Genomic DNA, 21,888 nt, shown 5'->3' with positions numbered 1-21,888 from the left:
AGCCCGGCGCTATTGTTCTTACTTGGCGACGACCGCCTTGTCCGGGTTCGGCGGGAAGGCCGGGTCCTTCTTGACGCCGCGCAACAGGTCGAGCGCGTAGTTCAGCTGGACGTCGTCCTTGACCTCAGGCGGCACATAGGCTTCCGAGCCAGAGCCTTCGTCAGTTTCCGACTGGCCCTTGATGTGGCCGCGCAAGGTGGATTCGCCTTCGGTGACCATCTTGCCCTTCAGGTCGTCGGGCAGGGGCTCGTCGACCTTGATGTCGGGCGTGATACCGGTGCCCTGGATCGAGCGGCCCGACGGCGTGTAGTAGAGCGCCGTGGTCAGGCGCAGCGCGCCGTTTTCGCCGAGCGGGATGATCGTCTGGACCGAACCCTTGCCGAAGGAGCGCGTCCCGAGGATAGTCGCGCGGCGCAGGTCCTGCAGGGCGCCGGCGACGATTTCCGAGGCCGAGGCCGAGCCGCCGTTGATCAGGACGATGATCGGCTTGCCGTCGGTCAGGTCGCCGGGACCGGCATTGTAGCGACGGGTTTCGTCCGGGTTGCGGCCGCGGGTCGAAACGACCTCGCCGCGTTCCAGCACGTCGTCGCAGACATTGATTGCCTGGTCGAGCAGGCCGCCCGGGTTGAGGCGCAGGTCGAGGACATAGCCCTTGAGCTTGTCGGCCGGAACCGTCTGCTTGATCTTCTGGATCGCCGCTTCCAGATCCGGTGTCGTCTTTTCGGTGAACTGCAGGATGCGGATGTAGCCGACATCGTTCTCGACATGCGAACGTACGGCGGCAACGGGGATGATGTCGCGGACGATCGTCAGTTCGATCGGCTTGTCGACGCCGGTGCGCTGCAGGGTGAGCTTGATCGGTGTCTTGACCTCGCCACGCATCTTCAGCACGGCGTCTTCGAGCTTCAGGCCCTTGACCGGTGCGCCGTCGATGGCGGTGATGAAGTCGCCGGCCTTGACGCCGGCCTTGTCGGCGGGCGTGTTCTCGATGGTCGAGCCGACCTTGATCTGGTCCTTGTCCATCGTCACTTCGATGCCGAGGCCGCCGAACTCACCCTTGGTCTGGGTGCGCATGTCCTGGGCGTCCTTGGCATTCATGTAGCTCGAATGCGGATCGAGCGAGGCGAGCATGCCGTTGATGGCGGCCTCGATCAGCTTGTCTTCCTGCGGCGGCGTGACGTATTGCGCGCGCACCCTTTCGAAGACATCGCCGAATACCGACAGTTCCTTATAGGTGGAACCGCTCGCAGCTTCCGCCGGGACTCCTGCTGAGTAAATGACGCCCATGGCGGTCGCACCCATCAATGCGCCGATGACGACAAGAGAAGCCCTACGAATCATTGCGTGCCTTTCCAGTATCCTTTGCGGTCCACCAGGGTTGAGAATCAACCGGCTTACCGTCTTTTCGAAATTCAATGTAAAGCGTTGGCCTGTTCGTTTCCAGCGCCAATGCCGTCGCACTTGCCACTCTTTTTTCGCCCATCACCGCAAGCGGTTCACCGGCAAAAACGAATTTTCCCTGGCGCGTCTTGATCGCATCCATGCCTGAAAGCACCATGTGAAAGCCGTCGCCGGTATCGAGGATGATCATCTGTCCGTAGCTGCGGAAGGCGCCGGCATAAACCACCAGGCCATCGGCGGGCGCTGTGACAAGCGCGCCGGGACCCGTTGCCAGCGTCAAGCCGGAGGCCGTATGTCCCGTTCCGTCGTCGTCTCCAAAATGCCGAAGAATGTCACCGGCCACAGGCAGCTCGAGCTTCTGCTTGAGGTCTGAAAATCGATATGCGGGGGCAATGCGGTTTTTATCGGGCACCCCGCTTTCGGCCAGGGCCTTGGCCGCGGCGCGCTGTTCGTCGGTCATCAGCTGGCGGCGCTCTTCCTCCTCGCGCGCGGCCGTGGCGGCGCTGCGCACCGAGCCGATCTGGCTTTCGAGCGAGGCTACCAGGCCTTCGAGACTGGTTGCCTGTCCCGCCAATTGTTCGGCGCGCTTGCGCTCCGCTTCGATCTGCGCCGCACTTTCCTTGCTCTGACGATCGTTCTCGGCGATCAGCAGATCCATCCGGCGCTCTTCCTCGAGGCTGTCGGTCAGCGTCTTCGAGAGATCGGCCTTTGCCTTTGCCGTCGAGGCTTCGAGCGTCGAGAGTTCTCCAAGGTCGGCCAGCAGCTTCTCCGTCGCCTTGCGCATTCCAGGCACGACGGCGCCGAGAAGGATAGCGCTACGCACCGAGTTCAGCGCGTCGTCGGGGCTGACCAGCAGGGCCGGCGGCGGGTTGCGTCCCATTCGCTCGAGGGCGGCCAGCACTTCGGCCAACAGGCCGCGCCGTTGGTGCAGCGAGCGGCGAATGCCGCCTTCCTTGACCTTGAGATCGGTCAGCGCCCTTTCACTGTCCTCAATCTTCTGGTCGAGCGTCTTTCGGCGCGCGGCCGAATCGATGAGCGCCTGGCGCAGGCTGGCATTGCTCTTGTCGAGGGTGGCGACGCTGTCCTGAAGCTGTTTCTGTTTTTCAGCTGAAAGGCTGATGGATTTCGACAGACTATCGAGCTCGGCGCGCGTCTGGTCACGTTTCTCTGCCAGGTCGGCGGCGGGATCGACCGGCGGTTGGCTGGCCGCCGCTTCCGCGTCCGGGCTCGCGGTCTGGTCTGACGGTGTGCGGGCGGCCGTCGGGTCGGCGACGCCGTCTTCGGCCCGCGCCTGCCAGCCACCTGTGGCGATTGCGGCCAGCAGCAAGGCCATGCCGAAACATGCCGCGACGGGCGGCAGGAGCAGACGCGGCAGCGGGGCGGCGGATCGGTTCATCTCTGTTATGCTTAAGGTTTCTCTGTCGCGCAGGCGTAAGCTGATTTGCCGCCGATGGCCAAGAGTTATCCGCGGATGTCGGCCGAAATCACGCCTCTGTGAGTGATCCGTTAAGATCAGACGCGATGATAGGGATGGCCGGACAGAATGGTGACGGCGCGATAGAGTTGCTCGGCAATCAGGATGCGCACCAGCTGGTGTGGCCAGGTCATCTTGCCCAAGCAGACAGTGGCGTCGGCGCGGTCGTAGAGCGAGGGATCGAGACCATCGGCGCCGCCGATGGCGATCGTCAGGTCGCGCTTACCCTGGTCGCGATATTGGCCGAGAAGAGCGGCGAAGGCTTCGCTGTCCATCGCCTTGCCGCGTTCGTCGAGCAACAGCAGGACGCCGGCGTCCGGCAGCGCCTTCAAGAGCATCGATGCTTCCTCGCGTTTTCGCGTTTCACCGTTCGAGGCGCGGCTTTCGGCCACCTCGTTGACGCGCGAGAAATCCAGGCCGATGGCCGGCCCGGTCTTGGCAAAGCGGTCGAAATAGCGGGCCGCAAGATCCTTTTCCGGACCGGTTTTCAACCGGCCAACGGCAAACAATCCAATGCGCATATCCACTCCCGAGACTAAGGCCATCAAGGCCACAAAAATGAGCTTGCCGCGCGGCATTCGCCATGGCGGCCAGTCAAATCTGCGCGACAGTCCGGGAAACCGGATCTGCTAGTGTATCGTACCCTCGTCGAGATCCGGCGCGGCCCACATCTTTTCGATGTTGTAGAACTCGCGGATTTCCGGACGGAAGACATGGACGATAATGTCACCGGTGTCGATCAACACCCAGTCGCCGGCGTCCAGACCCTCGACGCGCGGGTTGCCAAAACCTTCGCTCTTGATATCGGAGGTCAGGTGGTCGGCGATCGCCAAGACATGGCGGTTCGAACGGCCGGATACGACTACCATGTAGTCGCCGAGCGCGGACTTGCCCACAATGTCGATGGTGGCGATATTTTCAGCTTTGGAATCCTCGAGGCTGGCGAGGACGGCTTGCAGGGCGCGGGCGGCGGCATCAACGCCACGTTCCGGGCTCTTCGGGGCAACGGCGAGCGTTCTTCCCTTGGCGTGTACTGTTGTCAGTGCTTTTCCTTTCAGGAGTAACAGAACATGCACGCGATCGATCTGAACGAGCGTCCAAATCGACTCATAAGATAGACATTAAACCCTTAAGGTTTCAAGACGCGCGCAGGTCTGCGTGGTCGGTCGGAGCCGAGTTTATCGGCATCTGGTGCTTTTGTGGCATCGCTCGCGCGCAAATGCACGCAAATGAAGCCCAGTCCAGGCTCCTTGGCTCCGGGTTCGCCCATATACAGCCCGGACGTCGCCGCGTATAGGGTGACATCGCTCGAAAGTTGCCGGTCATGACCAGAGATTCCCGCCAGACTGCAGATGTCATCCTGCGAATCGCCTTTCCCGGACAAGACAGGCTTGGCCGTGGCAAAATGGCCCTGCTCGAGCATATTCGTGCCACCGGTTCGATCTCTGCCGCCGGCCGGGCGATGAATATGTCTTATCGCCGTGCCTGGCTGTTGGTGAGCGATCTCAACCGGATGTTCGACAAGCCATCGGTGGAATCCCAGCGCGGCGGGCAAAAGGGCGGCGGGGCAGCGTTGACGCCCTTCGGCGAGGCGCTGCTGCAGCGGTTCCGCACAATGGAGCGTGCCGCCGAGACGCTGCTTGCCGACGATATCGGATGGCTCGAAGCCCATTATCGTCCAGGCTCAGCCGGCACGCCGCCGCCCGAGGGCTGACAACGCCGGTCAGGACTGCAGGGCGACCGTTTTAATCACCGCATAGACCGTCATTCCATCGGCAAGCCCCAACCGCTCGCCCGACAATTGGGTGATGCGCGATAGGATGGCATCGCCACCGCAGGCGACGCGGACCTCCAACGTGCCGTCGGCGATGGTGGTAATGGCGGTAATGGTGCCTTCGAGAACATTGAGGGCGCTCAGTCCCTCCGGCCGGCGCGTTGCCAGCATGACGTCGCGGGCAGGGATATGGATCCGCACGTCCTTGCCGACCGGCAGGGAGATGCCTGGCACCAGCAGCGTTGCCGTCTTCAGGACAATGGTCGACAGGTGGTGCTGCTGCGATAGGCTCTCGACGCGGCCTTGCAGCAGCGCGCCGGCCTCCCGGCGTTCCATGCCCTGGGCGGTCGATGGCATGCTCAGCACCTCGACGGCGCTGCCTATGGCTTCGACCCGACCGTCACGAAGCAGCACAACCTGGTTGGCGAGCCGCGCCACTTCGGCGATCGAGTGGCTGACATAAACGATCGGAATTTTCGTCTCGTCGCGCAACCGCTCGAGATAGGGCAGGATCTCGGCCTTGCGTTCTTCGTCGAGAGCCGCCAGCGGCTCGTCCATCAGCAGCAGCCGAGGTCTGGCGAGCAGGGCGCGCCCGATCGCCACACGCTGCTTCTCTCCGCCGGAAAGCCGGCCGGGTCGGCGGTCGAGAAGCTCGCCGATGCCGAGCAATTCGACGACGGTGCCGAATTGGTCGTCGCGTGGAGGGCTCTTGGCAAACCATCGGCCATAGGCGAGGTTCTGGCGCACCGAAAGGTGCGGAAACAGCCGTGCCTCCTGGAAGACGTAGCCGAAGCGGCGACGGTGGCGCGGTGTGAAGACATTGCGGTCGGTATCCGTCAGGACCCGGCCGTCGAGGGCGATATGGCCGTGGTCGGGGCGAATGAGACCCGCAATGCTGCGGACCAGAGAGGTTTTACCCGAGCCGGAGCGTCCGAAAAGCGCGGTAACGCCGCCTTCTGCCGTGAAGGCGGCTTCCAGCGCAAAGGCGCCGAGCCGGTGGCGGATGTCGACGGTCAGCGTCATTCGAATTCGACCCTCCGACCGACCCAGCGCGCGAGGAACTCGGAGGCCAGCAGCGCGGCCATCGAGATCAGTATAGCAACGACAGTCAAGCGCAGCGCGCCGGCATCGCCGCCCGGCACCTGGGTGAAGGTATAGATCGCCGAGGACAGGGTCTGGGTCTCGCCGGGAATGTTCGAGACGAAGGTAATGGTGGCGCCGAATTCGCCCATCGCCTTGGCGAAGGAGAGGATCATGCCGGCGATGATGCCGGGCAGGGTGAGAGGCAGGGTGATGGTCAGGAATATCCATAGGGGGCTGGCGCCCAGCGTGCCTGCGGCCTCCTCGAGCTTGCGGTCGACTGCCTCGAGCGAGAGGCGGATGCTGCGCACCATCAAGGGGAAGCCCATGATGCCGCAGGCAAGTGCTGCGCCGGTCCAGCGAAACGAGAAGACGATCCCGAAATGACTGTCGAGAAAGGCGCCGATGACGCCGCGGCGACCGAACAGGATCAGCAAGATAAAGCCAGTCACCACGGGCGGCAGGATGAGCGGCATGTGGATGACGCCGTTCAGCAGCGACCGGCCCCAGAAGCGGCCGCGAGCAAGCAGGAGTGCGGCGCCTATGCCAAAAGGCAGGCTAACGAGCATGGCGACGCAGGAGACGCGCAGGCTGAGCAGAATCGCCGTCCACTCGTCGTTGCTCAGTTGCCACCCGTCCAAAGCCGCCCTCTCTTCACGTCAGCCCGCCGGCAAGCCTCGATATCGGAATATTGTTACGAGAACCCGTCAGTTCAGAATCGTGAAGCCTGCATCCTGGAAGAAAGGCTCGGCCTTCGAGGATTTCAGAAAATCATAGTAGGCATCGACGTCCTTGTTCTTGCTGGTTGCGGTGATGGCCAGCGGATAGATGATCGGCGGGTGGCTCGCTTGCGGAAATGTGCCGACGATAGCAACGCCGGGGTCCGAGGCGGCGTCGGTCTGGTAGACGATCCCATAGGGGGCCTCGCCGCGCGAGACGAGCGCCAGCGCGGCGCGGACGCTCTCGGCGCCGGCCACCTTGTTTTCGACCGACGACCATAGGCCAAGTTTTTCCAGCGCTGCCTTGCCGTATTTGCCGGCAGGCACGGAATCGACCTGGCCCATGGCAAGGCGCCCGGCGCCGAGAAGGCCCGCCAGGTCCATGCCGGCCTTGATTTCAACCGGCTGGGCCTTGTCCTTCGCGCCGATCAAAACGATTTCGTTGCCAAGCAGGTTGACCTGCGTGTCCGGCTTGAGAAGATTTTTCTCGCCGAGATAGGCCATCCAGTCGGTGTCGGCTGATATGAAGATATCGGCAGGAGCGCCGCCCTCGATCTGCTTGGCGAGCGCCGAACTCGCCGCATAGGAGACGGTCACCTGTTTGCCGGTCTGGGCGGTATAAGCCGCATTGGCATTGTCGAGGGCGTTTTTCAGGCTAGCGGCCGCGAAAATGACGATCTTCTGAGAGCTAGCAGCAGCGGCCGGTGCCGAGCCAGACGCAAATCCTAAAAAGAGCGCAACAAAGGCGACGGCAGGCTTCCACCATGAATGGCTGTTGGACATGAGGATCTCCGGACAAGCGACATATTTCAAGGAATATATCGCTCATCTGCCTTTGACTAGAGGGGCGTGGGAAAGAGAGCTAATTGACAACGATTTCAGCTATTTCGTCCACTAGGCGAAACTCTACCGGTCTTGTCGATTGCGCATAGCTCACGCCACGACGGCGACTTCACGCCGTGTTGCCGGCTCGCAAAATGGAGTGATTGTCGAGAAATTGCAGGTGTATGTCGGGTGATCCAGTCGGTGCGCCCCCTCAAACCTTTCAAAAGAGCTAATTTTGGGCACCATCATCTTCTAATCATGCGTTTTATGCATGGCTGCATTGCGATATCGGGGATTTTCATCCCGGATAAAAATGCTAAATTCAAATCATCGAACGGCGCACTCCTCCTCCCAGCGCCTTTCGATTTGGATTGACAGCGCTCCTCCTCCCAGCTGTTAATCAGTTTTGATAGGCCCGACGGATCTCCTCCCCCGTCGGGCTTTTCATTTTGGAGGGTTTCAATTTCCGAAATTAAGTCTTCTGTTGTTCTTCGCGCAGGGCGGTCGAGCTCAGCGTCGAGCGCGGTCCATGGATGAAGGTCCAGGCTGGCGCGCGCTTCTTCCACAGGATACGGGCGTCATCCTCGTCGACGCGGGCGTAGTGGAAGGTCTTTGCCATCTTTGCCGACAGATGCGACAGCGTTGAACCCGGTCGGTCGATGACGGCGATCGGGAAGGTGTTGGCGATGGTCTGCCATTTCTGCCACTTGTGAAAGCTGCTGAGGCTGTCGGCGCCCATGATCCAGATGAAATTGACGTGGCTGTTCAGCGCCTTGACGCGGGCGAGCGTATCGGCGGTGTAGCGCATGTTCAGCGCCTGTTCGAAGCCGGTCACCTTGATGCGCGGATCTGTGGCGATCTTCTCGCTGAGCGCGATACGCTCGGCAAGCGGCGCCAGCTGGCTGATGTTTTTCAACGGGTTGCCCGGCGTGACCATCCACCAGAGCTGGTCAAGCCCGAGCCGGCGAATGGCGATCTCGGCGACCAGAAAATGGCCCGGATGCGGCGGATTGAAGGAGCCGCCGAACAGGCCAACGACCATGCCGCGTTCAGCATGTGGCATGCGCAGATAATGGGCGTCGACTTTGTCTATCGTCACATCAAGGCCGAATCTGTCCGCTGCCGCGTACCCGGTATTTGAACGAGGTCAGTTGCTCGACGCCGACGGGCCCGCGCGCATGCATCTTGCCCGTGGCAATGCCGATTTCCGCGCCCATGCCGAACTCGCCGCCGTCGGCAAATTGGGTCGAGGCATTGTGCAGCAGGATCGCCGAATCGATTTCGGTGAAGAATCGTTCGGCTACATCAGGATTCTCGGCGATGACGGCTTCCGTGTGGTGGGACGAATAGCGGGCTATATGTTCGATCGCGCCGGAGACTCCATCAACGATAGCAATCGATATAATGGCATCGAGATATTCCGTCGACCAATCCTCGTCGGTAGCCGGCTTCAATCCGGGGATAGTCTGGAGCACCTCGCCCGAGCCGCGGATTTCGCAGCCTGCTGCCGAAAGCGCGTCGACAAGCGGCTTCAGATGCGTGGCTGCGACCGACCGATCAACGAGCAGCGTCTCTGCGGCACCGCAGACGCCGGTGCGGCGCATCTTGGCATTGACGACGATGTCCTTCGCCATATCCAGTTTGGCGGAGCCATCGATGTAGATGTGGCAGATGCCTTCGAGATGGGCAAAGACCGGCACGCGGGCCTCGCTCTGCACGCGCGCCACCAGGCTCTTGCCGCCGCGCGGCACGATGACGTCGATGTTGCCGTCGAGGCCGGCAAGCATGGCGCCGACAGCGGCGCGGTCGGTGACCGGCACCAGCTGGATCGCGTGCTCCGGCAGGCCTGCCGCCTTCAATCCCTCGACGAGGCAGGCATGGATCGCCTGCGACGACCGGCGCGAATCGCTGCCGCATCGCAGGATCGCGACATTGCCGGCCTTGAGGCAAAGCGCGCCGGCATCGGCTGTAACATTGGGGCGGCTTTCGAAGATGACGCCGATGACGCCGAGCGGCGTGCGGACCCGTTCGATCTTCAGGCCGTTCGGCCGATCCCAGGCGGCAATGACTTCGCCGACCGGATCGGCAAGGGCGGCGATGGTGCGGATGCCGTCGGTCATGGCGTCGATGCGGGCATCGGTCAGCGTCAGCCGGTCGATCGACGAGGCGAGCATGCCGGTGCCTTCGACGTCGTGCAGGTCCCTAGCGTTTTCAGCCAGGATGTGGGCACGGCGCGCGAGGATGGCGTCGGCCATGGCGTTCAACGCTTGGTTTTTCGAATCGGGCGAGGCAAAGGACAGAGGCCGCGATGCGGCGCGGGCCTGCCGGCCGATCTCTGCCATCAGGCGATCGATGTCGGGGCTGGATGTCACGGCATCAAGCATGGGCTTCGTCCCTTCGGTTCTTCGCCGCCTGTGTTCCGGCGGTCATCACCAGATCGTCGCGGTGGACCATGGCGGCGCGGCCGGCATAGCCGAGAATGGCCTCGATCTCCGCCGACTTGCGGCCGGTGATCTGACGCGCCTCTTCGGCATCGTAACCGGCGAGCCCGCGGCCGATCTCGCGGCCGGCGGGGCCGATGACGGCGACCGTATCGCCGCGGCCGAAGTGGCCGACGACCGAACGCACGCCGGCCGGCAGCAGGCTCTTGCCGGCCCCGAGCGCGGTGACCGCGCCGGCATCGACATGCAGCTCGCCAGCCGGCTGCAATTGTCCGGCAATCCAGGTCTTTCGCGCCGTCACCGGTGTGCCCGAGGGCGCGAACCAGGAAGAGCGGGCGCCCTGGTCGATGGCGGAGAGCGGTCGGTCGGTCTTGCCGGAGGCAATGATCATGGCGCAGCCGGCACCGGTGGCGATCTTGCCGGCATCGATCTTGGTGCGCATGCCGCCGCGCGACAACTCCGAAGCAGCACCGCCGGCCATCGCCTCGATTTCGAGCGTGATTTCAGCGACGGTTTCGAGGAAGCGGGCGTCCGGGTCAAGATGTGGCGGAGCGGTGTAGAGGCCGTCGATGTCGGACAGGAGGATCAGCAAGTCGGCGCCGGTCATGGTGGCGACACGCGCCGCGAGCCGGTCATTGTCGCCATAGCGGATCTCGCTGGTGGCGACGGTGTCGTTCTCGTTGATGATCGGCACGGCGCCGAGTTTCAACAGCTGGTTGATGGTGGCGCGGGCATTGAGATAGCGGCGGCGCTCTTCCGTGTCGCCGAGCGTCAGGAGAATCTGGCCGGCGACGATGTCGCCCTGCGACAGGCTTTCCGACCAGGCACGGGCCAGCGCAATCTGTCCGACAGCCGCTGCCGCCTGGCTTTCCTCGAGTTTCAAGGCGCCGCTGGCGAGATCGAGCACGGAGCGGCCAAGCGCGATGGCGCCTGAGGAGACCACGAGGACATCGACACCCCCGGCCTTCAACGCTGCGATGTCGGCGCAGATGGCATCGAGCCAGGCCTTCTTCAGCCCGGTGCCGCGGTCGACCAGCAGCGCCGAGCCGATCTTGATGACGATGCGCCGGTAGCGGTCGAGCGGCTGTCGGGCTGTCATCCCTCCTGCTCCTCGTCCCCGCTTTCGTTGCTCTCGTCCGCGACCAGGTCGACCGTATCCCTGTGGCGGTTCTTCAGCGCCTTCATCGGCTTGTCTTCAGTTTCGCCGATGGCGATGATGTCGCGCAGCGCGCGCAGCAGGTCGGTCATGCCGTTGCCCGTGATCGCCGAGATCTGATAGGGCGTGTGACCGCAGGCGCGGGCGAGTTCCTTGGTCTTCTTCTTGAGTTCGGCATCGTCGAGAATGTCGACCTGCGACAGGGCGACGATCTCAAGCTTTTCGCCAAGCGCCTCGTCATAGGCCTCGAGCTCGTGCCGGACCGTCTTGTAGGCCTTGCCGACCTTCTCTTCCTGGGCCGAGACCAGATGCAGCAGCACGCGGGTGCGCTCGACATGGCCGAGGAAGCGGTCGCCGATGCCGACGCCCTCATGGGCGCCTTCGATCAGGCCCGGGATGTCGGCCAGAATGAATTCGGTTCCGTCGACGGTCGCAACGCCGAGATTGGGATGCAGCGTCGTGAAAGGATAGTTGGCGATCTTCGGCCGGGCGCGGGTGACCGAGGCGAGGAAGGTCGACTTGCCGGCATTCGGCATGCCGACGAGACCGGCATCGGCAATCAGCTTCAGCCGCAGCCAGATGGTCTTCTCTTCGCCCTCGAGGCCCGGATTGGCCCAATCCGGCGACTGGTTGGTCGCGGATTTGAAATGGGCGTTGCCGAAGCCGCCATTGCCGCCGGCAGCGATCCGAAAGCGCTGGCCCTCGAAGGTGAGGTCGCAGATCATCGTCTCGGCGTCTTCCTCGAAGACCTGCGTGCCGACAGGCACCTTCAGCGTCACGTGCTCGCCATTGGCGCCGGTGCGGTTGCGGCCCATGCCGTGGGTGCCGATCTGCGCCTTGAAATGCTGCTGGAAACGAAAATCGATCAACGTATTCAGGCCGTTGACCGCCTCGACCCAAACGTCGCCGCCGCGTCCGCCGTCGCCGCCATCGGGGCCGCCGAACTCGATGAATTTTTCACGCCGGAAGGAGACGCTGCCGCCGCCGCCGTCGCCGGAGCGGATGTAGACTTTTGCTTCGTCGAGAAATTTCATCGTATTCTTCGCTATTCGGTCAGTTTGCGCCCGTCATTCCGCCTTCGATATAGGCGGTTGTGACGGAGGTCAAAGATTATCGTTATCTGCAGCAGCTATAGCATAGCTGCCGGCGAGGGTCTCGCAGTCTGCTTATAAAGGACCGCCGCCGGCAATCCGGCGGCGGTTTTTCTGTGTCAGGCGGCTGTCGGCAACCGCAAATCGCCGAGCGCCAACACGGTTTCGACATGCGGCACCATGGTGCTGCGGGCAAAGCTGTAGACCTCCGAGCAGCCGGTGATGCGGAAGCCGAGATTGGCCTGCAGCTTCAGCGACGCAGGATTGTCGACGAACACGCCGGAATGGATAGTCTCGCCCGGCATCCGCCGGCCGAAACGTTCCAGAGTGGCAGCAACCGCCTCGCCCATGAAGCCGCGCTTCCAGTAGTAGCGGTTCAGCCAGTAGCCGACGTGCCAGCGGTCGTGGCGCCGCTCGATGGCAACTGTGCCGATATGGACATCGTCACCCTCGGTGATGGCGAGCGCCCAGTCATCGAGGATGCCGGACGCGCGCGGCACCAGCCAGTCGAGGGCGTCCTGCCTGACGTACGGCACCGGCACCCGCGCCAGCATGCGGGTGACCGCGAAATCCGACAGGGAGCCGGTGATCGCGTCGGCATCGCTCAGGCGATGGGGCCGTAGCGTCAGGCGGGCGGTGCGTATGACCGGTTCGGGGCCGGGGCCCGTCATCGGGGTCGGGCGACGCTGGAGGACGGCGGCGTTCATCTCAGTGCCCCCCAGCTGCGCAACGACATCCAGGTCCGGCGATCCAGCCGGAACCACTCGACCGACACCGTGCTGCCGAGCGCCAGCGACGCCACCAGCCCGGAGCCCTGGAACTGGAAGCCGCACTTGTGGATCACCCGCCGCGACGCGACGTTGGTAACCCTGCAGCGCGCGTCGATTTGCTCGACCTCAGGCCTCGTGCGAAACACCATGTCGATCAGCGCGTGGGCTGCTTCCGTCATGAAGCCCTGGTTCCAGTAGGGCTCGCCCAGCCAGTAGCCGATCTCGACGGTTGCGGGATCCTGGCCCGGCTCTATGCCACAGCAACCGAGAAAGGCGCCGTTTTCCTGTTTGGTGATCGCATAGAGGCACTTGCCAATCTCGCCAGACGTCGTGCGTCGCACAAAATCGGCGGCGTCCTTGGTCGTATATGGGTGCGGCATGCGCGATACCATGGTGGCGACATTGGCGTTGTTGGCGAGATGGGCAAGGGCTTCGATGTCGTCTTTGTGCGGCGCGCGCAGAACGAGCCGCTCCGATAACAAGACGGGGCAATCGGGCCTTAACCTCTCCGGCCTCGACCGGTCTTGGGGCGACCTCGATTGGTCCTCCCTTAACAATTCGCTTTGCACTGTTCAGTCCTCCTGTGGGGGTAAAGAAAAAAGGGGAGATGGCGCCCCATCTCCCCTTTTTCTAAGACTGAACCTGATGCGGTCAGCCGGGTCGATGAGACGCCGGCTGCTAGAACGCTTCCGGCTTTATTCCGCTGCTTCTGCTTTCGGCATTACAGATACGTAGACGCGGCCATTGGCCTTGGTACGATAGGCGACGTTACCTGGGGTCAGCGCGAAAATCGTGTGGTCCTTGCCGAGGCCAACATTGGCGCCCGGATGCCACTGCGTGCCACGCTGGCGCAGAATGATGTTGCCTGCAATCACAGCTTCGCCGCCGAACTTCTTCACGCCGAGGCGCTTGGACTCGGAATCACGACCGTTGCGCGACGAACCGCCTGCTTTTTTATGTGCCATGGGATTTCTCCTTTAAACCTGTCCGTGATCTTAAACGGCAGCGACGATGTCGGTGATGCGGACAACCGTGTGATGCTGACGATGACCGCGCGAACGCTTGGAATTCTGACGACGACGCTTCTTGAAGGCGATGACCTTGCGGGCGCGATTGTGCTCGACAACCTCAGCCTTGACGGTTGCGCCGACAACGAAGGGAGCGCCGATGGAAGCGTCGGCGCCGACGCCGATCATCAGGACTTCGTTAAATTCTACGATATCGCCGGCGATGACGTCGAGCTTCTCGATGGTCAGCACGTCGTTTGCTGCCACACGGTACTGCTTACCGCCGGTCTTGATGACTGCGAACATTGGTTATCCTTTCATGTTCGTTCCGGCTCTCCCTGAGGGGGCCGTCTTTTTATCAGTCGACATTGAGCAGGGGAAAGGGCTTGTGCCCGAACCGGCCTGCCGGTGATGCTTGCGCGGAACGCGAAAGCGCAAAGGGCGGGACTTCTCCACGCCTATTGGGCTCGGCACTTACGCGAGGGGTCAAAATCTGTCAAGGCAAAAGGGTGAAAACTATCGACTTTCGCCCTTGCCATATGAAGTTTCTCTCGCTATGAGGACGGCGCGCTTCACAGCGTCAACCGGTTCCGCGGAGAGGTGGCAGAGTGGTTGAATGTACCGCACTCGAAATGCGGCGTGCCTGCAAGGGCACCGTGGGTTCAAATCCCACCCTCTCCGCCATTCCCGTCTTCCGCCGTTTCTGACCCGACCAGCCCTAACCTATTCGCCATCTCCTGCGAGATGTCTGTGGAACCGTTCTCGGCGCGAGGGTTGTTCAGGCAGGTGTAAGCTTTTTCCAGTAACGGGCCATTATCTAAATTAGAGAACGGCAATGATATACTGGACTCTCGAACTTCCCGATAAGCCGACCGAAATCGTCTACGGCAGCAGGCAGGATCTCAGTTCGTGGCTGAAGAACAGACAGCTTTGTCGCCGCGCTCCGACGGAATGGATCGTCGACGTGCTCGGAGAGGCCGCCGTGACGGAGCGCTTTACCTATACGCACATGCCCGGTGAAGAGCCGTTGTGGACTTTGACATGGGGAAAGCCCGTGCAGGGCGTTCATCAGAACATCGCCTGAACGAGGGCGGACTGCGCATTCGCCTGCGGCCGTCGTTTTATCGACGCGCCCGACTCTCTACCTCCGCACTGGCCGGGCCCTTGTTGGTGGAGAAAATCATGTGCTTCATGGCCTGCGTAGCGCTGCGGCAATGGGGAGATGGGCCTTCGCATGTAGATATAAGAGCGCTGCTGGTGGTGATCCACGGGGCGCCGCCCGTATTCGGCGGTCAATGAAAGTCGCGAGACTGGCCGGTGCCGCCTGCTGAATTTGCAATATAAGACGAAATAATGGGATCGCGTTAGCCTTGATTGCGCTGAAACGCGGTCGGATTGCACAGATCCTTATCTTTTTGCCGATTGATCTGCTAGGGAGGGCGACAACAGAAAAACAAGAGGGTTGTTCAAGCCCTCTTTTTGGCCGTAAGGCACAACTTTTAGAATCTCAAGGACACACTATGATTACGCTCACGCCGACTCAGATCAGAGGGTTGAAGCTTGCCAAGGACGGGAAGCTTTTTCCGCAGCCACCGAAGAAGTGGACTCACCTGAATGCCGTGGTGACTTATGCAAAGACCGACCGTTTCAAGGAGCGGCCGCAGAAGGTCAAGTTCCTGACCAACACGACCCTCGAAGAACTGCGCGAGATGGGGCTGGTCGAGCGCTGCAACCAGGAAGAAGCGCCCGAGCTGGACGCCCACGAAATCACCATGGCCGGCAAGATCTGGCTGATGCGCAACAAGTAGGCGCTTCCGGTCGAAAGGCCGGTCCTCCCGGACTCTCCATACATCTGAGCCTGCATAGCCGCGAACCGGCGGCTTTGCCATGTCTGCACGCTAGGCGGCTTCGATCCATCCGAGCATTCCGCTTGTCTCGGTTCAGGCGCTCAGGTTTTCCGTCATTGGCGGAGCGTGGGAGCCCGTGCACAGTCAAGCGGCCCATCGGTTCGATTTTTGATCGGCCTACCTTTTTCTTGTCAAGCGACTGGTCTAAGGCTTTCAGGGCTTAACAATCGGAGAGCGACGCATGGCCGGAGAAACGATTCTCGTTGTGGGTGGCGCTGGCTATATCGGCTCGCATACCTGCCTCGACCTCGCCAACAAGGGCTTCCTGCCCGTCGTCTACGACAATTTCTCGAACGGCCATCCCGAATTCGTCAAATGGGGCCCTGTCGAACAGGGCGACATTCGCGACCGGGCGCGGCTCGACGAGGTGATCGCGCGACACAAGCCATCGGCCATCCTGCATTTCGCGGCGCTGATCGAAGTCGGAGAATCGGTCAAGGACCCCGTCGCCTTTTATGAGAACAACGTTGTCGGTACCTTGACGCTGCTCTCGGCGGCCCAGGCGGCCGGGATCAAGGCCTTCGTGTTTTCCTCGACCTGCGCCACCTATGGGCTGCCGCAGAGCGTGCCGCTCGACGAGACCCATCGGCAGGTGCCGATCAATCCCTACGGCCAGACCAAATATATCGTCGAGCAGGCGCTCGCGGATTACGATCGCTACACCGGCTTCCATTCGGTCATCCTGCGCTACTTCAACGCGGCCGGCGCTGATTTCGAGGGTCGGGTCGGGGAGTGGCACAAGCCGGAAACCCATGCCATCCCTCTGGCAATCGATGCGGCGCTCGGTCGGCGCGCCGGCTTCAAGGTGTTCGGCAGCGACTACGAGACGCGCGACGGCACCTGTGTGCGCGATTATATCCACGTGCTCGATCTCGCCGATGCCCATGTCCGGGCCGTCCAGTATCTTCTGGAGGGCGGGGCCTCCGTGGCGCTCAATCTCGGGACCGGGACGGGCACGACGGTGAAGGAGCTTCTATCGGCGATCGAGGACGTGACGAAGCAGCCTTTCCCGGTCGAATATGTCGATCGTCGCGAAGGCGATTCGACCACGCTTGTTGCCAACAACGACAAGGCGAAGGCCGTGCTCGGCTGGGTGCCGCGCTACGACCTCTCGCAGATCATTCAATCTGCCTGGAACTGGCATGCAAAAACCAACCATCACTGAGCCTTCCCATCCCGACCGGCCGAATGTGCTGCTGATCACTGCCGACCAATGGCGAGGCGATTGCCTTTCAGTCGTCGGGCATCCCGCTGTGCGTACGCCGAACATCGATGCACTGGCCGCCGAGGGCGTGCTGTTCCGCCGGCATTTTGCGGGAACCGCACCCTGCTCGCCGGCGCGGGCGACGCTCTATACCGGCCTCTACCAGATGAACAATCGCGTCTGTCGCAATGGGTCTCCGCTCGACGCCCGTTTCGACAATGTCGCGTTGGCCGCCCGCCGAGCCGGATATGAGCCGACCCTGTTCGGCTATACTGACACTGCGCGCGATCCGCGCCGCCTCGATGCCCGGGATCCGCACCTGACGACCTATGAAGGCGTCCTTCCCGGCTTCACCGCCCGCCAGCTGCTACCCGAGCACGAGAAGCAGTGGCTTTCCTGGTTGCGGGAACGTGGCCACAGCGAGGCGACCAGCCGCGATATTCATATTCCCGTCGGGGCCAAACCCGGAGAGATCTCGGATGGCTCCCCCTGCTATTCCAAGGATGAGACGCAGACGGCCTTCCTGATCGGGGAATTCCAGCGCTGGCTGGGAGAACAGGAGGCACCCTGGTTCGCCCATGTGTCGCTGCTGCGGCCGCATCCGCCCTTTTCCGTCCCAGCGCCCTACAACACCATGTTCAGCGCCGATGACGGGCCGGACATGCCCCGCGCCGAAACGGCGGCGGTCGAGCAGGCGTCGCATCCGTTCCTCGCCTATATGATGTCACGGGGGAATCAGGGCCATTTCATCCACGGTGCCGATGGGCCGCTCAGCGACTGGTCGTCGCAGGATTTCCGCGCCATCCGCGCCATCTATTACGGCATGATCGCGGAAGTCGACGCGCAGATCGGCCGCGCCTGTCAGGCGCTGAAGGACGCGGGTGCCTGGGACAACACGCTGATCATCTTCACTTCCGATCATGCCGAGATGGCCGGCGACCACTGGACGCTGGGCAAGGCCGGCTTTTTCGACGGCAGCTACCATATCCCGCTGGTCATTCGCGACCCTAAGGCGCCCCACAGCGCCGGGACCGTGGTCGAAAGCTTCACCAGCTCGGTCGACGTCTTCCCGACCCTCTGCGACAGGCTTGGTCTTCGACCTGGCAACCATGTCGATGGCGAGACGCTGGTCCCATTTCTCGATGGCGAAGGTCCACAGACATGGCGCGATGCGGCGTTCTGGGAGTTCGATTTCCGCGACATCGCCGAAGGACAGGCGGAAGCGCATTTCGGGCTGAAGTCGAATGCCTGCAATCTTTCCGTCATTCGCGACGAGGCATTCAAATACGTGCATTTTGCCGGCTTGCCGCCATTGCTGTTCGACCTCAAGGCCGACCCGTCCGAACTCGTCAATCTCGCCGACGAACCCGACTACCTGGCGACACGGCTTGCCTATGCCGAGCGCCTTTTGGCGCTAAGGGCAGAGCATCTCGACCAGACGCTCGCCTATACCGAGCTCACGGCAGACGGGCCGGTGACGTACCGGCCCGGAGCCTAGGCTCAGGCAAAAGCGCCGAGATAGTCCCGTTTGCCGATGGCCACTCCCTGCTGGCGCAGGATCGCGTGGGCGGTGGCGATATGGAAGTAGAAGTTCGGCAGCGCGAAGCTGGCGAGATAATCGTCGCCCCGGAACGTCATCTTGACGCCGCCGGGCGAGATCGTCACCTGGCGCGTCTCGCTGCCAGCGAGCGTGTCCTCTCCTATGGTTGCCAGGAAAGCCGCCGTTTTAGCCACGCGCTCGCGCAACTCGGCGATCGTTGTCTCGCTATCCTCGAACGAGGGTGCATCGATGGCGCCGAGCCGGGCGATCGTCAGCTTGGCCGTATCGCTGGCGCGCTGGAACTGGCCGGACAGCGTCAGCATGTCGGGAGCCAGGCGGGCATTGACCAGCATCCCTGGATCGAGCGCCTTTTCCGTGGCGTGAGCCTCCGCCTTATCGAGATAGGCGTTGAGGGTCGCGAGACCGCGTTGAAAGACAGGCACAGTCATGCGGTACATTGAAAGCGTCATCGTAATCTCCCTTGTGACGAGTGGTGGCGCGTTGCGAGCGACGTCCTGCCCGTTCCGGCGGTCCATCGCATGACGCTGGCGCAAGAAATGGGGTCCGCCGTGGCCGATGTCATCGGCCGTTTCGCTGCCGCGAAGATTAAACCTTGCGCGTTGGGGCAGGGGTCACGGCGGCACGATTTATTTTCGCTGGGGGATGGCGAATCCTGTCAGCCTTTTTATGCTGATGATTCCGATAGATCGGCAGACTGCCAGGATTGAACATGCAATTGGTATTCGACGGCCACAACGACGTGCTCCTGCGGCTTTGGTCGCATCAGAAAAAAGGGGCCGATCCGGTCGCCGAGTTCAGGGACGGAACGTCCAGCGGCCATATGGACGCTCCGAGGTCCAAGGCGGGTGGCCTGGCAGGCGGGCTCTGTGCCATCTACATTCCCTCCGGCGATCTCGTCTTCGCCGAGCCGGACCACAACGGCCACTACGTCACACCCATGGCTGCGCCGCTCGAGCGCCACGCGTCGCTCGACATCGCGCACGAGATGGCGGCGATCGCCCTCCGCCTCGATCGCGACGGTGCCTGGAAGCTCTGCCGCACCACCAGTGATATCCGCGACAGCATGGCGAAGGGCGTTTTCGCTGCCGTGCTGCATATGGAAGGCTGCGAGGCGATCGATGCCGATCTGGTGGCGCTCGAGACATTCCATGCAGCCGGACTGCGTTCGCTCGGCCCCGTCTGGAGCCGCAACAACGTCTTTGCGCATGGCGTGCCCTTCGCCTTTCCGATGTCGCCAGACACAGGTCCCGGCTTGACCGGCGCCGGTTTCGCGTTGGTCAGGCGCTGCAACGAACTCGGCATCCTGATCGACCTTGCCCATATCACCGAGAAGGGCTTCTGGGACGTGGCGAAAACCTCCGACCAGCCGCTGGTTGCCAGCCATTCGAATGCCCACGCGCTTACCCCCGTTGCCCGAAATCTGACGGACCGGCAGCTCGATGCCATCAAGGAGAGACGCGGTATCGTCGGCCTGAACTACGCGACGGCGATGCTGCGGGCCGACGGCCGCTCAGAGGCAGACACCCCGCTTGAAGACATGATCCGCCATGTCGACTACCTGGTGCAGCGCATGGGCATCGACTGCGTCGGGCTTGGTTCGGACTTCGACGGGGCGACCATTCCGGAGGAAATAGGGGATGCCGCCGGCAACCAGAAGCTGATTGCTGCCCTGCTGAACGTTGGCTATGGTGAGGAGGATCTGGTGAAACTGTGCCGGGAAAACTGGCTTCGGGTTCTGGCGTCCGCCTGGGGAGAGACGAGCGCCCACTGAGACATCGAAGAATAAAACTTTAAAAAAACAGGGGAATAGCAAAATGATCATCACCACAATTCACCGCAACGCCCGCCTTCTCGCGGCGAGCGCTGCGCTTTCCATCCTGATGGCCTCGGCGCCGGGCGTGACCTTTGCTGCAACGCCGAAGGATACGCTGGTCGAGGGCTTTGCCTTCGATGACATCATCTCGATGGATCCGGGCGAGGCCTACGAGCTCTCGACGGCTGAGATCACCGGCAATACCTACAGCCTGCTGGTTCGCCTCGACGTCGCCGACACGACCAAGGTCAAGGGCGACCTGGCCGAGAGCTGGACGGTATCCGACGATCATCTGACCTATACGTTCAAGCTCAAGTCTGGCCTCAAGTTCGCCTCCGGCAACCCGATCACGGCCGAAGACGTCGCCTGGTCCTTCGAGCGCGCCGTCAAGCTCGACAAGAGCCCCGCTTTCATCCTCACCCAGTTCGGCCTTACTGGCGACAACGTGACTGAAAAGGCGAAGGCTGTCGATGCCACGACCTTCACCTTCACTGTCGACAAGGCCTATGCGCCGTCCTTCGTGCTGAACTGCCTGACCTCGACTGTTGCCAATGTCGTCGACAAGAAGCTGGTGCTCGACCACGTCAAGCCGGTCACGCCGTCGGCCGACTACAAGTACGACAATGATTTCGGCAATGGCTGGCTGAAGACCGGCTATGCCGGCTCTGGACCCTTCAAGCTGCGCGAATGGCGCGCCAACGAGGCCATCGTTCTCGAGCGCAACGACAATTACTACGGCGAGAAGCCGAAGCTTGCCCGCGTCATCTATCGCTTCATGAAGGAAAGCTCCGGCCAGCGGCTGGCGCTTGAAAACGGCGACATCGACGTCGCACGAAACCTCGAGCCGGGCGATCTGGATGCGCTCACCAAGGGCGACAAGGTTTCCGTCACCAACGCGCCGAAGGGCACGGTCTATTATATCAGCCTCAACGAGAAGAACCCCAACCTTGCCAAGCCGGAAGTCCAGGAAGCCTTCCGCTACCTGATCGACTACGATGCCATCGGCAAGACGCTGATCAAGGGCGTCGGCGAAATCCGCCAGACGTTCGAGCCGAAGGGCGTGCTCGGCGCGCTCGAGGAAAAGCCGTTCACGTTCGACGTCGCCAAGGCCAAGGAATTGCTGGCCAAGGCAGGCCTCAAGGACGGCTTCTCGGTGACCATGGACGTGCGCAACATCGAGCCGATCACCGGCGTTGCCCAGTCGATCCAGCAGACGCTGGGGCAGGCCGGCATCAAGCTCGAGATCATTCCCGGCGACGGCAAGCAGACGCTGACGAAGTACCGCGCCCGCAACCACGATATCTATATCGGCAACTGGGGGATGGACTACTGGGATCCGAACTCCAACGCGGAAACCTTCACCACCAACCCGGACAACTCGGACGCCGGCAAGGTGAAGACGCTCGCCTGGCGCAACACCTTCGTGACGCCTGAACTCGACAAGATCACGCGCGCAGCCCTGTTCGAGCCGGATGCTGACAAACGCGCTGCCATGTATCAGGACGTGCAGAAGCAGTTCCTGCACAACAGCCCGTTCGCGATCATCTTCCAGCAGATCGAAGTGGCCGCCTTCAAGAAGGACCTCAAGGGTTTCGCGCTCGGCCCGAGCTTCGACACCAACTTCGTCGGACCGATATCGAAGGAGTAGTCCGGAAGGTTTGGTCC

At 62.2% G+C, this 21,888-nt stretch carries 22 protein-coding genes, 1 tRNA gene and 1 pseudogene; 8 read left to right on the top strand and 16 right to left on the bottom strand.

Annotated features, from left to right (window positions below; translation table 11 throughout):
* Positions 1–18: 18 nt before the first annotated feature.
* The 4 genes and pseudogenes from VH564_RS06495 to rsfS form a co-directional block, all read right to left on the bottom strand.
* Positions 19–1,341: a S41 family peptidase gene (locus VH564_RS06495; RefSeq protein WP_423338990.1), complete on the bottom strand. Its 1,323-nt coding sequence runs from the start codon at positions 1,339–1,341 to the stop codon at positions 19–21.
* Complete coding sequence (locus VH564_RS06490; protein ID WP_423338989.1) at positions 1,331–2,797, bottom strand: murein hydrolase activator EnvC family protein; 1,467 nt, start codon at positions 2,795–2,797, stop codon at positions 1,331–1,333. Before VH564_RS06490 ends, VH564_RS06495 begins: the two co-directional genes overlap by 11 nt.
* Positions 2,798–2,913: 116 nt before the next feature.
* The gene (rlmH, locus tag VH564_RS06485) at positions 2,914–3,396 is read right to left on the bottom strand and encodes a 23S rRNA (pseudouridine(1915)-N(3))-methyltransferase RlmH (protein ID WP_423338988.1); all 483 of its coding nucleotides are present in this window, start codon (positions 3,394–3,396) and stop codon (positions 2,914–2,916) included.
* A gap of 108 nt (positions 3,397–3,504) precedes the next feature.
* A pseudogene (gene rsfS / locus VH564_RS06480) lies at positions 3,505–3,947 on the bottom strand (ribosome silencing factor).
* Positions 3,948–4,199: 252 nt separating this feature from the next.
* Between rsfS and VH564_RS06475 the strand changes: the two are divergent.
* A complete protein-coding gene (locus VH564_RS06475; protein WP_423338987.1) occupies positions 4,200–4,589 on the top strand; it encodes a winged helix-turn-helix domain-containing protein in 390 nt (129 codons plus the stop codon).
* 9 nt (positions 4,590–4,598) lie between these two features.
* Here VH564_RS06475 and modC read toward each other — a convergent pair whose 3' ends face one another.
* From modC to rplU, 11 genes are all read right to left on the bottom strand, one after another.
* Entirely contained in the window at positions 4,599–5,672 is a 1,074-nt protein-coding gene (gene modC, locus VH564_RS06470; protein WP_423338986.1) for a molybdenum ABC transporter ATP-binding protein, read from the bottom strand.
* The gene (gene modB / locus VH564_RS06465) at positions 5,669–6,370 is read right to left on the bottom strand and encodes a molybdate ABC transporter permease subunit (protein ID WP_423338985.1); all 702 of its coding nucleotides are present in this window, start codon (positions 6,368–6,370) and stop codon (positions 5,669–5,671) included. Before modB ends, modC begins: the two co-directional genes overlap by 4 nt.
* A gap of 66 nt (positions 6,371–6,436) precedes the next feature.
* Positions 6,437–7,231 carry a molybdate ABC transporter substrate-binding protein gene (gene modA / locus VH564_RS06460; protein ID WP_423338984.1) on the bottom strand — a complete coding sequence of 265 codons (795 nt, stop codon included), beginning with the start codon at positions 7,229–7,231 and terminating at the stop codon, positions 6,437–6,439.
* A gap of 514 nt (positions 7,232–7,745) precedes the next feature.
* Positions 7,746–8,336 (bottom strand): nicotinate-nucleotide adenylyltransferase, encoded by a 591-nt coding sequence (locus VH564_RS06455; RefSeq protein WP_423339393.1) that lies wholly within the window; start codon positions 8,334–8,336, stop codon positions 7,746–7,748.
* Between the two features lie 37 nt (positions 8,337–8,373).
* On the bottom strand, positions 8,374–9,657 hold the full coding sequence (locus VH564_RS06450; RefSeq protein ID WP_423338983.1) for a glutamate-5-semialdehyde dehydrogenase: 1,284 nt from the start codon (positions 9,655–9,657) through the stop codon (positions 8,374–8,376).
* On the bottom strand, positions 9,650–10,813 hold the full coding sequence (gene proB / locus VH564_RS06445; protein ID WP_423338982.1) for a glutamate 5-kinase: 1,164 nt from the start codon (positions 10,811–10,813) through the stop codon (positions 9,650–9,652). The genes VH564_RS06450 and proB overlap by 8 nt, the downstream gene beginning before the upstream one ends.
* Positions 10,810–11,904 (bottom strand): GTPase ObgE, encoded by a 1,095-nt coding sequence (obgE, locus tag VH564_RS06440; protein WP_423338981.1) that lies wholly within the window; start codon positions 11,902–11,904, stop codon positions 10,810–10,812. Before obgE ends, proB begins: the two co-directional genes overlap by 4 nt.
* 176 nt (positions 11,905–12,080) lie before the next feature.
* On the bottom strand, positions 12,081–12,668 hold the full coding sequence (locus VH564_RS06435; RefSeq protein WP_423338980.1) for a GNAT family N-acetyltransferase: 588 nt from the start codon (positions 12,666–12,668) through the stop codon (positions 12,081–12,083).
* Complete coding sequence (locus tag VH564_RS06430) at positions 12,665–13,300, bottom strand: GNAT family N-acetyltransferase (protein ID WP_423338979.1); 636 nt, start codon at positions 13,298–13,300, stop codon at positions 12,665–12,667. The genes VH564_RS06435 and VH564_RS06430 overlap by 4 nt, the downstream gene beginning before the upstream one ends.
* Positions 13,301–13,426: 126 nt before the next feature.
* Positions 13,427–13,696 carry a 50S ribosomal protein L27 gene (rpmA, locus tag VH564_RS06425; protein WP_142824524.1) on the bottom strand — a complete coding sequence of 90 codons (270 nt, stop codon included), beginning with the start codon at positions 13,694–13,696 and terminating at the stop codon, positions 13,427–13,429.
* Between the two features lie 30 nt (positions 13,697–13,726).
* The gene (gene rplU / locus VH564_RS06420) at positions 13,727–14,044 is read right to left on the bottom strand and encodes a 50S ribosomal protein L21 (RefSeq protein ID WP_111222079.1); all 318 of its coding nucleotides are present in this window, start codon (positions 14,042–14,044) and stop codon (positions 13,727–13,729) included.
* Between the two features lie 288 nt (positions 14,045–14,332).
* Between rplU and VH564_RS06415 the strand changes: the two genes are divergently transcribed.
* The 5 genes from VH564_RS06415 (at position 14,333) to VH564_RS06395 (ending at position 18,347) form a co-directional block, all read left to right on the top strand.
* Positions 14,333–14,422: transfer RNA gene (locus VH564_RS06415), tRNA-Ser, on the top strand.
* A gap of 151 nt (positions 14,423–14,573) precedes the next feature.
* Positions 14,574–14,822 (top strand): hypothetical protein, encoded by a 249-nt coding sequence (locus VH564_RS06410; protein ID WP_423338978.1) that lies wholly within the window; start codon positions 14,574–14,576, stop codon positions 14,820–14,822.
* 436 nt (positions 14,823–15,258) lie between these two features.
* On the top strand, positions 15,259–15,546 hold the full coding sequence (locus VH564_RS06405; protein WP_423338977.1) for a hypothetical protein: 288 nt from the start codon (positions 15,259–15,261) through the stop codon (positions 15,544–15,546).
* 280 nt (positions 15,547–15,826) lie between these two features.
* Positions 15,827–16,810, top strand: a complete 984-nt coding sequence (gene galE / locus VH564_RS06400; RefSeq protein ID WP_423338976.1) for a UDP-glucose 4-epimerase GalE — start codon at positions 15,827–15,829, stop codon at positions 16,808–16,810.
* Positions 16,788–18,347: an alkaline phosphatase family protein gene (locus tag VH564_RS06395; RefSeq protein WP_423338975.1), complete on the top strand. Its 1,560-nt coding sequence runs from the start codon at positions 16,788–16,790 to the stop codon at positions 18,345–18,347. The genes galE and VH564_RS06395 overlap by 23 nt, the downstream gene beginning before the upstream one ends.
* Before the next feature lie 2 nt (positions 18,348–18,349).
* Here VH564_RS06395 and VH564_RS06390 read toward each other — a convergent pair whose 3' ends face one another.
* Positions 18,350–18,859 (bottom strand): DUF1993 domain-containing protein, encoded by a 510-nt coding sequence (locus tag VH564_RS06390; protein WP_423338974.1) that lies wholly within the window; start codon positions 18,857–18,859, stop codon positions 18,350–18,352.
* Positions 18,860–19,119: 260 nt separating this feature from the next.
* Between VH564_RS06390 and VH564_RS06385 the strand changes: the two genes are divergently transcribed.
* The gene (locus VH564_RS06385; protein WP_423338973.1) at positions 19,120–20,181 is read left to right on the top strand and encodes a dipeptidase; all 1,062 of its coding nucleotides are present in this window, start codon (positions 19,120–19,122) and stop codon (positions 20,179–20,181) included.
* Positions 20,182–20,224: 43 nt separating this feature from the next.
* Positions 20,225–21,871 carry an ABC transporter substrate-binding protein gene (locus tag VH564_RS06380; RefSeq protein ID WP_423338972.1) on the top strand — a complete coding sequence of 549 codons (1,647 nt, stop codon included), beginning with the start codon at positions 20,225–20,227 and terminating at the stop codon, positions 21,869–21,871.
* Positions 21,872–21,888 lie beyond the last annotated feature (17 nt).

It is taken from the genome of Rhizobium sp. HT1-10, from assembly GCF_049472505.1.
Classification (GTDB): domain Bacteria; phylum Pseudomonadota; class Alphaproteobacteria; order Rhizobiales; family Rhizobiaceae; genus Rhizobium.
Note: the sequence above shows the minus strand (reverse complement) of the source record. Positions and strands in the feature narration are given on the sequence as shown.

What these genes read in the sequence shown, in the direction of transcription:
- VH564_RS06495 (WP_423338990.1), bottom strand. Translation starts at nt 1,341, where the DNA reads ATGATTCGTAGGGCTTCTCTTGTCGTCATCGGCGCATTGATGGGTGCG.
- VH564_RS06490 (WP_423338989.1), bottom strand. Translation starts at nt 2,797, where the DNA reads ATGAACCGATCCGCCGCCCCGCTGCCGCGTCTGCTCCTGCCGCCCGTC.
- rlmH (WP_423338988.1), bottom strand. Translation starts at nt 3,396, where the DNA reads ATGCGCATTGGATTGTTTGCCGTTGGCCGGTTGAAAACCGGTCCGGAA.
- VH564_RS06475 (WP_423338987.1), top strand. Translation starts at nt 4,200, where the DNA reads ATGACCAGAGATTCCCGCCAGACTGCAGATGTCATCCTGCGAATCGCC.
- modC (WP_423338986.1), bottom strand. Translation starts at nt 5,672, where the DNA reads ATGACGCTGACCGTCGACATCCGCCACCGGCTCGGCGCCTTTGCGCTG.
- modA (WP_423338984.1), bottom strand. Translation starts at nt 7,231, where the DNA reads ATGTCCAACAGCCATTCATGGTGGAAGCCTGCCGTCGCCTTTGTTGCG.
- VH564_RS06455 (WP_423339393.1), bottom strand. Translation starts at nt 8,336, where the DNA reads ATGCCACATGCTGAACGCGGCATGGTCGTTGGCCTGTTCGGCGGCTCC.
- VH564_RS06450 (WP_423338983.1), bottom strand. Translation starts at nt 9,657, where the DNA reads ATGCTTGATGCCGTGACATCCAGCCCCGACATCGATCGCCTGATGGCA.
- proB (WP_423338982.1), bottom strand. Translation starts at nt 10,813, where the DNA reads ATGACAGCCCGACAGCCGCTCGACCGCTACCGGCGCATCGTCATCAAG.
- obgE (WP_423338981.1), bottom strand. Translation starts at nt 11,904, where the DNA reads ATGAAATTTCTCGACGAAGCAAAAGTCTACATCCGCTCCGGCGACGGC.
- VH564_RS06435 (WP_423338980.1), bottom strand. Translation starts at nt 12,668, where the DNA reads ATGAACGCCGCCGTCCTCCAGCGTCGCCCGACCCCGATGACGGGCCCC.
- rpmA (WP_142824524.1), bottom strand. Translation starts at nt 13,696, where the DNA reads ATGGCACATAAAAAAGCAGGCGGTTCGTCGCGCAACGGTCGTGATTCC.
- rplU (WP_111222079.1), bottom strand. Translation starts at nt 14,044, where the DNA reads ATGTTCGCAGTCATCAAGACCGGCGGTAAGCAGTACCGTGTGGCAGCA.
- VH564_RS06410 (WP_423338978.1), top strand. Translation starts at nt 14,574, where the DNA reads ATGATATACTGGACTCTCGAACTTCCCGATAAGCCGACCGAAATCGTC.
- VH564_RS06405 (WP_423338977.1), top strand. Translation starts at nt 15,259, where the DNA reads ATGATTACGCTCACGCCGACTCAGATCAGAGGGTTGAAGCTTGCCAAG.
- galE (WP_423338976.1), top strand. Translation starts at nt 15,827, where the DNA reads ATGGCCGGAGAAACGATTCTCGTTGTGGGTGGCGCTGGCTATATCGGC.
- VH564_RS06395 (WP_423338975.1), top strand. Translation starts at nt 16,788, where the DNA reads ATGCAAAAACCAACCATCACTGAGCCTTCCCATCCCGACCGGCCGAAT.
- VH564_RS06390 (WP_423338974.1), bottom strand. Translation starts at nt 18,859, where the DNA reads ATGACGCTTTCAATGTACCGCATGACTGTGCCTGTCTTTCAACGCGGT.
- VH564_RS06385 (WP_423338973.1), top strand. Translation starts at nt 19,120, where the DNA reads ATGCAATTGGTATTCGACGGCCACAACGACGTGCTCCTGCGGCTTTGG.
- VH564_RS06380 (WP_423338972.1), top strand. Translation starts at nt 20,225, where the DNA reads ATGATCATCACCACAATTCACCGCAACGCCCGCCTTCTCGCGGCGAGC.